Here is a 14,146-nt window from a genome sequence, read left to right on the forward strand (position 1 = left end):
GTGGTCACCCCTTCACAGCACCCTGCATGATGCCGCCGACGATCTGGCGCGCCAGCAGGATGAAGATCCCGACGACCGGCAGCACCGCGAGCGACGCGCCGGAGAGCATGAGCGAGTAGTCCGTGTAGTAGCCGCTGGCCAGCGTGGAGAGCGCGACCTGCACGGTCGGGCTGTCGTTGGGGTCCAGCACGATCAGCGGCCAGAAGAAGTCGTTCCAGGCGGTCATGAACGTGAACATGCCCATCACCGCGGCCTGCGGGCGCACCGCCGGGAACGCCACGTGCCAGAAGGTGCGCAGCACCGAGCACCCGTCCACCCGCGCCGCTTCGATCAGCTCGTAGGGCACGGACTCCTCGCACGCCTGGCGCATCCAGAACACCGAGAACGCGCCGATCAGCGCGGGCACGATGACCGCTTGCAGCGTGCCGTACCAGTCCAGGTCCGACATCAGCATGTAGAGCGGGATGACGCCGAGCTGGGTGGGCACCATCGAGGTGCCCACCACGACCAGGAACAGCGCGTTGCCGCCCTTGAAGCGCAGGCGCGCGAAGGCGAACCCGGCCAGCGTGCCCAGCACGACGTTGCTGATCGCCACGGTGCCCGCGACCACCAGCGAGTTCTGCATGGCCAGCCAGAAGTCCACGGTGTCGAAGACCCGGCCCAGGTTCTCGAAGAGGTTGCCGCCGGGCACCAGCGAGGGCACGGCGTCGCCCAGCGCGGAGTTGTCCTTGCTGGCGATCAGGAACGAGTAGTACAGCGGGAACACCGACGCCAGCAGCACCACGACCAGCAGCGCGTAGACGAACGGGCCCGCGTGGGCGACCGAGAAGCGGCTCGGCCTGCGAGCGGTTGCGATGGCCACGACCGTCACCCCTTCGACGCGATGCGCCGCGTCAGCGTGAAGTTGACCACCGCCACCAGCAGGATGATCATGAAGAGCACCCAGGCGATCGCGGAGGAGTAGCCCGCGTCGAAGAGCCGGAAGCCCTTCTCGTACAGGTACATCACCAGCGTCTGGAACTGCCGGTCGGTGCCGCCGGTGCCGGTGGCCGTGCCGCCGGGGTCGAACAGCTGCGGCTCGACGAACAGCTGCAGGCCGCCGATGGTGGACACGATGGCGGTGAACATGATCGTGGGTCGGATGCTGGGCACCGTGATGGACCAGAAGGTGCGCCACCGCGACGCGCCGTCGAGCATCGCCGACTCGTACATGTCCTTGGGCACCGACTGCATGGCGGCCAGGTAGATCAGCGCGTTGTAGCCGGTCCACCGCCACATCACCATCGAGCTGATGGCCAGGTGCGAGGCCCACGTCTCGGCCCGCCAGTCGACCGGGTCGACGCCGACCAGGCCGAGCAGGAAGTTGATGATGCCGAAGTCGCGGCCGAACAGCTGCGCGAACACCAGCGCCACCGCGGCCACCGAGATGACGTTGGGCAGCAGCACGCCCGCGCGCCAGAACGCGCGGCCGCGCAGGCCGCGGTCCAGCAGCGCGGCCAGGCCCAGCGCGGCCAGCAGCTGCGGGAAGGTGGAGAGCACGAACAGGCTGACGGTGTTGCCCAGCGCGTTCCAGAAGTGCTGGTCGGCCAGCAGCTCGGTGTAGTTGGCCAGGCCGACGAAGCCCTGGTCGCCGTCGATGAGCTGCCAGTCGTGCAGCGAGACCCAGGCGGTGTAGAGCAGCGGGTACAGCCCGAAGATCCCGAACACCACGAAGAACGGCGCGATGATCAGGTAGGGCGTGACCTTCAGGTCCCACCACCCCAAGCGAAGGCGCCACGGCTGCCGCGCGGCGCGCGGCGGCGGGACGGGGCGCTTGGTCCCCGTCCCGCTGCTCCGTGCCGGTGCGACGGTCACTTGGCGGCGTCCCGCGCTTCCCCGAGGGCCTGCTGGAACGCCTCGTCGGCGGTCTGCTTGCCGGTCTCCACCCGGTTGAGGGCGTTGTTGAACACCAGCGTGACCGGGGCGTCCTTGGTGCCGCGGTAGGTGGGCTTGAGGTTCTCCGCGGAGGTGCCGAAGATCTGGCCGACCGGGGCGGCGTTGAAGTACTCGTTGACCGTCGCGGTGACTTCGGGGTCCTTGAACGCGGCGGGCTCGCTGGGCAGGTTGCCGGTCTCCTTGAAGATGCGCTTCTGCTGCTCCGGCGCGGTCAGCCACTTGGCCAGCTCGTAGGACTCCTTGGGGTGCTTGCCCTGCTTGGGCACCGCGAGGAAGGAGCCGCCCCAGTTGCCGCCGCCACCGGGCGCGGCCGCGATGTCCCACTTGCCCGCCGCCTCGTCACCGGCGCCCGCCTTGATCAGCGCCAGCGCCCAGGCCGGGCAGGTGGTGGTGGCGAAGGAAGCCTGCTTCAGCGCGACGTTCCAGTCCTGGCTGAACGGGGTGAGCGCGCTGGTCTGCTTCTTCTCGCCCAGCGACGCGGCGAGCTTGAACGCCTGCGCCACCTTGGGGTTGGTGTCGGCGATGTAGGAGTCGTCGGCCTTGGCGAAGTAGCCCTCCTCGGTCTGGTCGAGGGCGGCCTTGAAGACGTTCTGCGCGGCGTCGACGAACTTGACGTCGGGCTTCTTGGCGGTGAACTGGTCGGCGACCTTGACGTAGTCCTCCCAGGTCGGCCACAGCTTGCCGACCGCCTCGCGGTCGGTGGGCAGCCCGGCGGCCTCGAACAGGTCGCGCCGGTAGCACAGGGCGAGGCTGCCCATGTCGGTGCCCAGGCCCAGCACGAAGTCGCCGTCGGTGCCCTGGGCCCACTTCCAGGGGGTCCACTGGCTTTCCAGTTCCTTGGCGCCGTAGTCGGCCAGGTTGACGAACTTGTCCTTGGACTGGCGGAACTGGGCGATGTTGCCCTCTTCGATGGCCACGATGTCCGCGGCGCCGCGCCCACCGGCCAGCTGGGTGGCCAGCTGCGTGTGGTGCTGCTCCATCTTGACCTTGCGCTGCTCGATCTCGATGCCGGGGTGCGCGGCCTGGTACTCCTTGATCAGGTTGTCGTACCCGAAGTCGGAGAAGAGGCCGATGGAGAGCTTGATCTTCCCGTCGTCCCCGGCTCCACCTCCCCCGCAAGCCGCCGCTGCGGTCGCCGCCAAGGCGATCGCGACCGCCTTGCTGACCCGAGTCCTGCTCATCCGTCCTCCTCGACGCGCCCACCGGACCTCGCCCGATGCATGAGAGCGCTCTCACGGTCGTGGCGAGGGGCGGGGGTGTCAAGCGGAAGACGTGTGGTCGACACCGGTTCGTAACTTTTGCGGACGGGGTGGCCCGGCCCTCGCCCGGGCCACCCCGCACCCGGTTAGAGGGCCCGCGGGCGCGTATGGGACGCGCGGGCGCGATGCGACGTGGGTCACAGAGAAAAATCCGGGGTGGTGAGCGGGAAAACGCTCACCCACCCCGGATCTCGATGTCAGGTGGTGGTTAGCGGCCCCGTGGGAGGGGGCGGGTGGTACTTGCCGACGGGGTCAGGCTTCGGCCATGCCCGCGACGACGGAGGTCCGGGCCGCGCGGCGGGCGGGCAGCGCGGCGGCGACCACCGCAGCGATCACCGCGGCCGCGAGCATGACGCCGATCTGGTCGAACGGGACGGTGAACGCCACGTCCATGTCGTCGTTGCCGATCGCCTCGATGAGCACCCAGCCGAACCCGATGCCCAGCACCAGCCCCAGCGCCGCGCCCATCAGCGCCATCAGGATCGATTCCACCACCAGCATCAGCCGCAACTGCCCCCTGGTCAGGCCCAGCGCGCGCAGCAGCGCCGATTCCCTGGTGCGCTCCAGCACCGACAGGGTCAGCGTGTTGGCGATGCCGAACAGCGCGATCACCACGGCCAGGCCGATCAGCGCCCACACGAACGCCAGCACCTGGTCCAGCTGGGAGCTCAGCTGCGCCTTGGTCTCGGCGGCGCTGTCGACCACGGCCAGCGGCGAGGTGTCGGCGACCTTCTCCACCGCCGCACGACCGTCGGCGACCCCCGGCTTGAGCTTGACCATGATCGACTCGTAGCCGTCCAGCTTCGGGTCAACCCCGGTCGCGGTCTCCAGCGTCATGATGCCGTTGGCCAGGTTCTGCCCGCTGACCACGGCGACCACCGACAGCGTGGTGGAGTCGCCGTCGAGCACCGACACCACCGCGGTGTCGCCCACCGACAGGCCCTCCCGCTTGGCGTACTGGGCGCTGAGGGCGATCTTGCCCTCGCCCAGCGCGTCCAGCGAGCCCGACTCCACCTTCAGCCGCACCAGGTCGCCCAGCGCGTCCTTGGGCACACCGGTGAAGTAGCTGCCCCTGCCGTACACGGTGACCGTCGGCGCCACGCGGGCGACCTCGGGCAGCGCGGCGAGGTCGGTGGCCAACTGGCGCGGCAGCATCCGGTCGAACACCGCGGAGTTGACCGTGTAGTCCGCCGGGAAGCGCTCGTCCACCTGCGCGTTGGCGGTCTCCTTGGCGCTGGTGGCCACCACGGTCACGGTGGCCACGATGGTCACGCCGATCATCAGCGCGGCGGTGGTCGCCGCGGTGCGCTTGGGGTTGCGGCCCGCGTTGGCCGAGGCCAGCTTGGCCGGGACGCCGAACAGCGCCCTGGGCAGCACGCCGAGCACCCGGTTGACCGGGCCGACCAGCAGCGGCCCCAGCACGACCGCCGCGCCCAGCAGCGCCATCGTGCCCGCGCCCGCGATGATCATCGCGGCCTCCTCGTCCTGCATCCGCAGGCCCAGCACCACACCGCCCAGGCCGACCAGGACCAGCAGCACCGCGGACAGCGTGCGCAGCAGGCCGGTGCGGGCGACCTCGTCCCCGCTGTCGGGCTGGCTGCGCAGCGCGGCCACCGGCGGCACCGAGGTCGCCTTGCGGGCGGGCAGCACCGCGGCCAGCACGGTCACCAGCACACCGACGCCGAACGCGGCCAGCACGGTGGTGGGGGCCAGCGGCAGCAGGACTTCCGCGTCACTGCCGTCGATGGAGGAGATGATCTTCTGCAGCCCGGCGGAGACGCCGATCCCGCCCAGCAGGCCGAGCACCGAGGCCACCAGGCCCATGACCGCGGCCTCGGCCAGCACGCTGCGGAAGACCTGGCCCCGGCTGGCGCCCACGCAGCGCATCAGCGCCAGCTCCCTGGTGCGCTGGGCGACCAGGATGGTGAAGGTGTTGTAGATGACCATGGCGGCGACCACGAGCGCGATCACCGCGAACGCCAGCAGGACCGAGGTGAACTCGGCCGCCCTGGAGTTGATCGACGCCAGCGACTCGGCGGTCAGCTGCTCACCGGTCTTGACCTCGAAGCCCTGCTCGCCGAGGACCTGGCGGACGCTGTCGGCCGCCTGCTGCTGGGAGACCCCGGCGGCGGCGGTGGCGACCAGCCCGTAGGGCACCTCGTCGGGGCTGACCACCCGGATCTGCTCGGGCGGCAGCACGACGTGCTCGTAGCCGCCGACCGACAGCGGGCTCGCGCCCTGGCGGTAGGTGCCCACCAGCGTGTACTCGTGCTTCCGCTCGCCCTCGCCCAGCAGGGTGATCCGCTGCCCGATGGCGAGCTTGGCCGAGGTCAGCGTGCGCACGTCGACCGCGATTTCACCCGCGCCGTCGGGGAACCGGCCCTCGACGAGGTCGAACTCGCGCAGCTCCGGCGTGCTCGCCAGGCTGTCGACCGAGGCGGGTCGCGCCTTGCCGTCGCCGCCCAGCAGCGGGACCGAGGTTTGCATCCGCACGTCGGCGCCCGCGATGCCGGGCGTTTTCCGCACCGCCTCAAGGGTTTCCTGGGTGATGCCGCGCGGGTTGGGGTTGTCCCCTGGGCCGGCGCCGACGTCGATGCCGCGGGCGTTCTTGGCGAACTCGTCGCGCAGGCTGGCCGCCATCGCGTCGCCGAGCACCAGGGTGCCGGTAACGAACGCGACGCCGAGCGCGATGGCGATGGAGGACAGCACCAGTCGCGCCGTGCGGGCCTTGAGGCCCGCGATGATGGTGCGCAGCATCGATCAGGCTCCCAGGTGCTTCAGCGCGGACAGCACCGAGTCGGCGGTCGGCTTGTCGATCTCGCCCGCGGGCTTGCCGTCGGCCAGCAGCACCACGCGGTCGGCGTAGGAGGCGGCGACCGGGTCGTGCGTCACCATGATCACCGTCTGCCCCAGCTTGCGCACCGACATGCGCAGGAAGTCCAGCACCTCCGCGCCCGAGCGCGAGTCCAGGTTGCCGGTCGGCTCGTCGGCGAAGACCACGTCCGGCCGCGCCACCAGCGCGCGGGCGCACGCCACCCGCTGCTGCTGGCCGCCGGAGAGCTCGGAGGGCTTGTGCTTCAAGCGGTCCCGCAGCCCCAGCACGTCGACGATGGTGTCGAACCACTGCTTGTCCGGCTTGCGGCCCGCCAGTTCCAGGCCCAGCAGGATGTTCTGCTCCGCGCTCAGCGTGGGCAGCAGGTTGAACGCCTGGAAGACGAACCCGACGCGGTCGCGGCGCAGCTTGGTCAGCTCCTTGTCGCCCAGGCCGGTGATCTCGGTCCCTCCGATGTGGACGGTGCCGCTGTCCACCGCGTCCAGCCCGGCCAGGCAGTGCATCAGGGTGGACTTGCCGGAGCCGGACGGCCCCATGATGGCGGTGAACCGCCCGGCCTGGAAGGACACGCTGACCCCGGCGAGCGCCCGCACCGCGGTGTCGCCCTTGCCGTAGACCTTGACCAGCTCCGCCGCCGCCACGGCGGTGCGGGTCCCGACGTCGGACACCACTGCGGACATCCCCTGCTCCTCATCTCCCGGTTCTGCGGACACCGAGAAAGCTAGGGACCGGGGACGTGCGCGGGCGTCGCCTCGCCGTCGGCTTCGCGGTCAGACCACAGGATGATCCCGACTAGTCCCCCGGTAGCTGATCCAGCAGGCCCCGCTCGTAGGCGATCGCCACCGCCTCGGCACGCCTGCCCGCGCCCAGCTTGGCCATGACCCGGCTCAGGTGCACGCTGACGGTCTTCTCGCTGATGTAGAGCTCCTCGCCGACCTCGCGGTTGGTGCGCCCGAGCGCCACCAGCGCCAGCACCGAGCGCTCCCTGGGGGTGAGCGGGTCGACGCGCTCGCGCTGGTCCCCCAGCAGGACCCGCGCCCGCCTGGCCGCCGCGCGCACCGCGTCGCGCAGCGGCAGCGCCCCCAGCCGCTCCGCCACCTCGTGCGCCGCCCGCAGCTGCGCCACCGCCTCGTCCCGCCGGTCGGCGGCCAGCAGCGCCTCGGCCAGCCGCCACCGGCACACCGCCTGCTCGAACAGCGAGCCGTAGCCGAACCCGTCGACCGCCGCCCGCCACAGCTGCGGGTCGCCAGCCCCGGCCAGCCCGCTCTCCTCGGCCAGCGCGCGGGCCAGCCACGCCCGCCCCTCCGGCCCCAGCGTCCCGGTGCGCGGCAGCCCCCGCTCGGCCGTGGCGCGGACGTGGGCGGCCAGCTCCCGACCGGCCCGCACGGCCTCCCGCTCGGCGGCCACGTCCCGGCCGCGCCGCGCCCGAGCGGCCAGCTCCGCGTGACCGGCCACGGCCAGCGCCCCCAGCCGGATGCCCGCCAGCGCCCACGGACCGCCCTCGCGCTGGGCCCACTCCACCGCCTCCACGGCCCACCGCACGGCCCGCTCCGGCTGCCCGCGCCACAGCGCCAGCTCGGCGCCGGTGCCGCCGGTGATCAGCGCGATCTGCAGGTCGCGGTGCCAGTCGCCGCGCAGCTCGGCCAGCAGCCGCTCGGCCCGGTCGAACTCGCCTCGGCTGACCACCGGGTGGCTGCCCGCGGCGGCCAGCCGGGCGGAGACGGTGCCCGACACGCGCAGCCCCGGCGGCTCGGCCGCGCTCACCGCGCCGTCCCAGTCACCCAGGTGGTACCGGGTCAGCACTTGCAGGATGCGCAGCTCCAGCCCGTAGGAGCTCCACGTCATGCCGGTCGCCCCGGCCCGGTCGACGCCCTCGTCGAAGACCTTCGCGGCCCCGGCGAGGTCGCCGCTGTCGTAGTGGTTCACGCCCAGGAAGTAGCGGGCGCGCAGCTCGGTGTTGACCGCCTGGCACCCCGCCGCGCACGCCACCGCGGCGGTGTGGTGCTCGCGCGCGGCCACCACCTCGCCCGCCGCCTCGTCCAGCAGCCCCAGCGTGCACAGCGCGTCCGCCACGGCCGAGTCCGCGCCGCTGGCCCGGCCGTCGCGCACCGCGCACTCGGCGCGCTCGCGGGCCTCGGCGTACGCGCGCTCCTGCCGCAGCGAGGCCGCCCACACCGCCAGCACCCAGGCGCGGGACGGGCTGGCGGGCCGGTCGCGGACCAGCCGCCACGCCTGCTCGATGGCCCGCCGCCGCTCCTCGTCGGTGCCGTCGAGGACCTGCAGCGCCTGCGCCAAGCGCCGCCAGGTCTCCGCGGCGTCCTCCGGGTCCGCCGGGTCGACCAGCTCCGTGCCGCGCCGGGCGAACGCGATCGCCCGCTCGGGCTGCCCCGCCGTGCCCGCGGCCCACGAGGCGCGACGCAGCAGCACCAGCTCCCCCACCCCGGCCGGGCGGTGCTCCGGCGGCACCGCGTGCCACAGGTCCAGCGCCCGCTCCAGGTGCCGCAGCGCCTCGGCGGGCGCGCCACCGGCCTGCGCCTCCTGCGCGGCGGCGACCGACGCGCGCAGGGCGCGGGGCAGGTCGTGGCTCTCCAGGCTGTGGTGCGCCAGCGCCGCCGCCGTGCCCCGGCCCGCGCTCCCGTCGGCGGACGGCGCGGCCAGCCGGTCGGCGTAGGCGGCGTGCAGCCGCACCCGCTCGCCCGGCAGCAGGTCGGCGTAGACGGCCTCGCGCAGCAGCGCGTGCCGGAAGGTGTAGACCTCGTCGCGGTCCACCACCAGCACGTGGTGCTGCACCGCTTCGCGCAGCGCCGCGTCCAGCTCCGCGTCGTCCAGCGCGGCCACGTCGCGCAGCGGGTCGTGGCGCACCGAGCGCCCGCCGACCGAGGCCACCCGGAGCACGTGCTGGGTGCGCGGGGCCAGCCGCTCGATGCGCGCCAGCAGCACCTCGGTCAGCGTCCACGGCAGGCCGGAGCCGGAAGTGGCGACCGCGACCAGCTCCTCGGCGAAGAACGGGTTGCCGTCGGAGCGCTCGGCGACCTCGCGCACCACGTCCTCGGGCAGGTCCTCGGCCAGCGCGCCGACGAACGCCCGCGCGGCGGCCGCGTCCAGCGGGGGCAGGTCCAGCCGCCGCACGGCGGGCAGCCGCACCAGCTCGTTGAGCAGCGGGCGCAGCGGGTGCGCCCGGTGCAGGTCGTCGGAGCGGTAGCTGGCCACCACCAGCAGCCGCTGCCCGCGCAACCGCGAGAGCAGGAACGACAGCAGGTAGCGGGTGGAGGCGTCGGCCCAGTGCAGGTCCTCCAGCACCAGCAGCACGGGCCGCCGCTGGGCCAGCTCGTCCAGCAGCCCGAACACCGCGTCGAACAGCTGGAGCTGGCCCGCGTCCTGCTCCGGCCCGCGCCCCAGCAGCGGGGAGGGCGGGCCGAAGACGTCCCGACCCGCCTCGCGCTCCACCGGCAGCGCCTGCTCCGGCAGCAGCCTGCCCAGCGCGGGCCGGGCCGCCACGTCGAGCAGACCGGCTTGCCGCACCTGCCCGAGCGCCTCGGTGAAGGGCAGGTACGGCAAGCCGCTCCCGCCCACGTCCAGGCAGCGCCCGGTGAGCACCAGCGCCTCGCCCGCCGCCGAGGTCAGCTCGTCGACCAGGCGGGTCTTGCCGACACCGGCGTCGCCACCGAGCAGCACCGCGCCCGCGGTGCCGCGCGCGGCCTCGTCCAGCGCGGCCCGCAGGACCGCCATCTCCCGATCCCGCGCGACCAGCGGGATTCCGGAGCCCAGGCGCGTCACGGGTGGCATGTTCGCACACCTCAGGTCGCGCGGGAGCCGTTATCGGCCTTCCCTGCGGTGCGTGGACCAGCGCCACCACGCGCGCTTCGACGTGCCCGCGCGGCGCTCCGCGCGGGTGTGGGCGGCGTCCGCGAGCAACGCGGCCTGCCGGTAGTCGACCTCTGCCTTCAGGGCTTCCACAGTCCATTCCACGGCTTCGTCTCCTCATCAGCGTCACTTCATCCGGTGACGCTGAGAGTCGTCCTGAGGCCGGGGGCCCGACATCGGGAAGTCACGCGCGTTCCCGCGCCGATCCCCTCAGCCCGCGCCGTAAGGGGTGACCGCCGCGCGGGTAAGGGCTCAGCTGGCGGCCACCGCGCGCACCCTGGCCAGCCGTTCCCGCACCTCGTCCGCCTCCGGCGCGTTCAGCTCGGTGAACAGCGCCAGCGCGCGCTGCCAGTGCGCGACCGCGCCCGCCGCGCCCTGCCGGTCGAACACCGTCGCCAGCCGGTCGTGGGCCACCGCCTGGTGGTAGGGGCTGGCCGCGGCCGAGGCCACCGACAGCGCGGTCCGCGCGGCCAGCGCGGCGTCGGCCAGCTCACCGGACTCCAGCAGCACCGAGGCCAGGTCGGTGTGGCACATCGACTCGCCGCACTGCTCGCCGACCTCCTGGTACATCTCCACGGCCGCGCGCAACCAGGTCTTGGCCTCCGCGTAGCGCCGCGTCGAGCGGTACAGCAGCCCGAGGTTGTGGTGCGCGTTGGCCTCCGCCCAGCGCGACCCGGCCGCCCGGCTGACCTCCAGCGCCTCCCGGTAGTACGCCTCGGACTCGGCCATCCGGCCCAGCGTCTGCAGCGTGTCCGCGACCGTGGTCAGCGTGCGCGCCAGTCCGTTGACGTCGCCGCTGGAGCGCGCCACCTCCAGCGCCTCGCGCAGCCGCTCCAGCGCCTCCTCGGACCGGTCGGACTGGGTCAGCGCCACACCGAGGTTGAACAGCATCACGAACCGCGCCTCCGGGTCGCCCAGCGCGGTGGCCGCGCGCAGCGCCGATTCGGTGGTGCGCAGCCAGGTCGACCGGTCGGTGCGCAGCCAGAAGAAGCGCGACAGCGTGTAGGGCAGCTGCCAGGCGTGCACCAGCCACGCCCGGTCCTCCCCCGCGCCCGCCAGCTCGGCGGCGGCGACCAGGTTGGTCTGCTCGGCGTCCAGCCACGCGGTGGCCTCGGCCGCCCCGGTCAGCCTCGGCACCTCCGCGGGCACGTGCACCGGCGCCACCCGCACGCTGCCCCGGCCCACCGGCAGCAGGCCGTCGGCCAGGTCCGCGCAGTGCAGGTAGAAGTCCAGCATCAGGCTGGTGGCCTCGTGCCGCTGCGGCCCGGTCAGCTCCGCGGCCAGCGTCCGGGTGTAGACGCGCACCAGGTCGTGCGCGCCGTAGCGGCCGGGTTCGTTGACCGACAGCAGGTTCGCCGCGGTCAGCGCGTCCAGGGCGCGCTGCGCCTCCGACACCCGCACCCGCGCCATGGCCGCGACCACGAACGGCGTGACGTCCGGGCCGGGGTGCAGGCCCAGCAGCGCCAGCAGCCGGGCGGGCAGCGGCGGCAGCGCGCGGCGGGAGGCGTCCAGCGCCGCCCGCACCGTGGAGTCCTCGTCCTCCAGCCCCAGCGCGGCCAGCCTGCCGTGCTCGTCGTCCAGCTCGGCCACCAGCTCGGCCACCCGCAGCGACGGCGACCCGGCCAGCCGGGCGGCGGCGATGCGCAGCGCCAGCGGCAGCCCGTCGCACAGCACGGCCAGCCTGCGCAGCGCGTCGACCTCGGTGGTCTCCCTGCCCGCGACCCGGCCGAGCACCTCCACCGCCGCGTCCCGGTCCAGCATGTCCAGCTCGACCAGCCGCGCGTCGGCGTGCGCGACCAGGCCGACCAGCCTGCGCCTGCTGGTGACCACCACGCACGAGGGCGAGCCGGGCAGCAGCGCCATCAGCTCGGTGGAGCCGCGCGCGTTGTCCAGCATCACCAGCACCCGCCGGTCCGCGACCATGGTGCGGAACAGCGCCGAGCGCTCCTCCACGGTCACCGGGATGTCCGCCGACGGCACGCCCAGCGTGCGCAGGAACCGGTTGAGCACCTCGCCCGCGGAAAGCGGTTCCCGGTTCGGGTCGTAGCCCTGCATGTCCACGTAGAGCTGGCCGTCCGGGAAGCCGTCGCGGACCCGGTGCGCCCAGTGCAGCGCCAGCGCCGTCTTGCCCACCCCCGCGGCCCCGGTGACCACCACCACCAGCCCGCCGTCGGGGTACTCGGCCAGCAGCGCGTCCAGCCGCTGCAGCTCGGTGTCGCGGCCGATCAGCGAGACCGGCGCGCGGGGCAGCTGCGCGGGCGTGGCCGGGCGTGGCGGCTCCGGCTCGGGCAGGGCCGTGGGCAGCGCCGCGGGCCGGGACCCGGCGGGCTCCAGGTCCTCGCCGGAGAGCACCGCCTGCTGGAGCCTGCGCAGCTCCGGGCCCGGCTCCACGCCCAGCTCGTCGACCAGCACCTGGCGGGCGTCGCGGTAGACCGCCAGCGCCTCGGCCTGCCGCCCGGCCTGGCACAGCGCGCGCATCAGCAGGCCGTGGCCCCGCTCGCGCAGCGGGTGCTCGCCGACCAACGCGGTCAGCTCCCCCACCAGCTCCGCGCCGCGACCGATCAGCAGCAGCAGCTCGGCCCGCTCCTCCTGGGCGGCCAGCCTGCGCTCGACCAGCCTGCCCCGCTCCACCTCGGCGAACAGCCCGGCCACCCCGCCCAGCGGCTCGGCCCGCCACAGCGCCAGCGCCTGGTCCAGCTCGGCCGCCGCGGCCACCAGCTCGCCCGCGCCGCGCAGCCGCGCCGCCGCGGCCACCCGCTGCTCGAACACGTCCAGGTCCACCGAGGCGGGCGCGGCCCGCAGCAGGTAGCCGTCGCCGACCGAGGTCAGCAGCTCGGCCGGGGCGCGGCGGGCCCGGCTGGGCTCCAGCGCGCGGCGCAACCCGGCGACGTAGGTCTGCACGAGGTTGACCGCGCTGCTGGGCGCGGCCTCGCCCCACACCGCGTCGATGATCTGGTCACGGCTGACCGGGGTGTTGCGGGCCAGCAGCAGCACCGCCAGCACCGCGCGCTGCTTGGCCGCGCCGAGGTCGACCTCGACCCCGCCGCGCACCACCCGGAGAAGGCCGAGCACCTCGAACCGCACGGGCTCCCCGCCGTCGTACCCCACCGATCGATCCTTCGCCGAAGGTCGCCGCCAACCCGGCGGCACAACGCAGCCTAGAGATCACTTCAGTGCGACTCCAGTCGGGCTGTAGCCGCATTCTTAGGCTAAGCGTGTCCGACCAACCACACAGGGCAAACCCCGGTGGGGAAGGTTGGACCAGACAGCGGAACACCCGCTGCTCTCCCTGAACGACGGGGGCAGGCCGGCGTGCAAGGGGCATCCAGCCCGCGGCGGCGGAACGCCGGCCCGCCCTCGTCCCCGCAACAGGAGGAAGGCCACCCGGTAGGGGGTGGCCCTCGTCCTTTGCCCTCCCCCAGCCGAAGGGGCCGTGACCGGGAACCCGAACCTCCCGGTCACGGCCCCTTCGGCCGTCGCGCTCAGGCGACCTCTTCCAGCTCCCTGGGCTCCGGGCGCACCTCGGCGGCGGCCTTGCGCCGCTTGCGCAGCACGACCACCGCGCCGATGGCGACCGCGAGGGCCATCAGCACCCACATCACCCCGTTGAAGACGGACTCGATGTACTTGGCCGAGGCGCCCGCGGCCGACCCGATCCCGATGTGCAGCGCCGACCACGCCACCGCGCCCGCGATCGAGGCGGGCAGGAACCGCCGGTACTCCAGCTTCGACGCGCCCGCCGACGCGGGCACCAGGGTGCGCACCACGGGCATGAAGCGGGCGCAGAACACCGCCCACGCGCCCCGGCGGCGCAGCAGCGCGCCCGCCTTGTCCCAGTGCTCCTGGCCGATCTTGCGGACCACCTTGCTCTCGCGCAGGCGGTCGCCGTAGCGGCGGCCCAGGAAGTAGCCGATGCTGTCGCCCGCCACCGCGCACACCGAGACCACCAGCCACATCACCAGGAACCGGGGTGCGCTGGTCACCGTGGTCGCGGCCAGCAGCAGCGCGCTCTCACCCGGCGCGAGGAACCCGACGCCCAGCGTGCACTCGGCCAGGGTCAGCGCGCCGGTCACCGCGAGCACGGCGGGCTGCGGCAGCCCGGCCAGGCCCTCCAGGGCATCGGTCAGCAAGGCCATGTCTTCGTCGCTCCCCCACGTCGCAGGACATCGATCACCGCGGGTGAGTTCACCGGATCGGCGGGGTCCCGCGCATCAGCCCACAGTCTGACCGCACCCCTTACTTCAGGTGGGGACCA

At 73.6% G+C, this 14,146-nt stretch carries 9 protein-coding genes; all 9 read right to left on the minus strand.

Annotated elements, in window-relative coordinates; all coding sequences use genetic code 11:
• Positions 1-4: 4 nt before the first annotated feature.
• Positions 5-871 carry a carbohydrate ABC transporter permease gene (locus JOF41_RS22080; protein WP_372448491.1) on the minus strand — a complete coding sequence of 289 codons (867 nt, stop codon included), beginning with the start codon at positions 869-871 and terminating at the stop codon, positions 5-7.
• On the minus strand, positions 868-1,764 hold the full coding sequence (locus tag JOF41_RS22085) for a carbohydrate ABC transporter permease (RefSeq protein WP_229795418.1): 897 nt from the start codon (positions 1,762-1,764) through the stop codon (positions 868-870). The genes JOF41_RS22080 and JOF41_RS22085 overlap by 4 nt, the downstream gene beginning before the upstream one ends.
• 86 nt (positions 1,765-1,850) lie before the next feature.
• Positions 1,851-3,116 (minus strand): extracellular solute-binding protein, encoded by a 1,266-nt coding sequence (locus JOF41_RS22090; RefSeq protein ID WP_209621665.1) that lies wholly within the window; start codon positions 3,114-3,116, stop codon positions 1,851-1,853.
• 330 nt (positions 3,117-3,446) lie between these two features.
• Positions 3,447-5,951: an ABC transporter permease gene (locus tag JOF41_RS22095; protein WP_209621668.1), complete on the minus strand. Its 2,505-nt coding sequence runs from the start codon at positions 5,949-5,951 to the stop codon at positions 3,447-3,449.
• A gap of 3 nt (positions 5,952-5,954) precedes the next feature.
• Positions 5,955-6,707, minus strand: a complete 753-nt coding sequence (locus JOF41_RS22100; protein ID WP_209621671.1) for an ABC transporter ATP-binding protein — start codon at positions 6,705-6,707, stop codon at positions 5,955-5,957.
• A gap of 112 nt (positions 6,708-6,819) precedes the next feature.
• On the minus strand, positions 6,820-9,813 hold the full coding sequence (locus JOF41_RS22105; RefSeq protein WP_209621674.1) for a helix-turn-helix transcriptional regulator: 2,994 nt from the start codon (positions 9,811-9,813) through the stop codon (positions 6,820-6,822).
• Between the two features lie 30 nt (positions 9,814-9,843).
• Complete coding sequence (locus JOF41_RS22110; protein WP_189223110.1) at positions 9,844-9,996, minus strand: hypothetical protein; 153 nt, start codon at positions 9,994-9,996, stop codon at positions 9,844-9,846.
• A 147-nt stretch (positions 9,997-10,143) separates the two neighbouring features.
• The gene (locus JOF41_RS38385; protein ID WP_307867495.1) at positions 10,144-12,999 is read right to left on the minus strand and encodes an AfsR/SARP family transcriptional regulator; all 2,856 of its coding nucleotides are present in this window, start codon (positions 12,997-12,999) and stop codon (positions 10,144-10,146) included.
• Between the two features lie 374 nt (positions 13,000-13,373).
• Positions 13,374-14,027 carry a DedA family protein gene (locus JOF41_RS22120; protein ID WP_189223108.1) on the minus strand — a complete coding sequence of 218 codons (654 nt, stop codon included), beginning with the start codon at positions 14,025-14,027 and terminating at the stop codon, positions 13,374-13,376.
• Between the last annotated feature and the right edge of the window lie 119 nt (positions 14,028-14,146).

Origin of the sequence: Saccharothrix coeruleofusca, from assembly GCF_017876325.1 — a bacterium.
GTDB lineage: Bacteria > Actinomycetota > Actinomycetes > Mycobacteriales > Pseudonocardiaceae > Actinosynnema > Actinosynnema coeruleofuscum.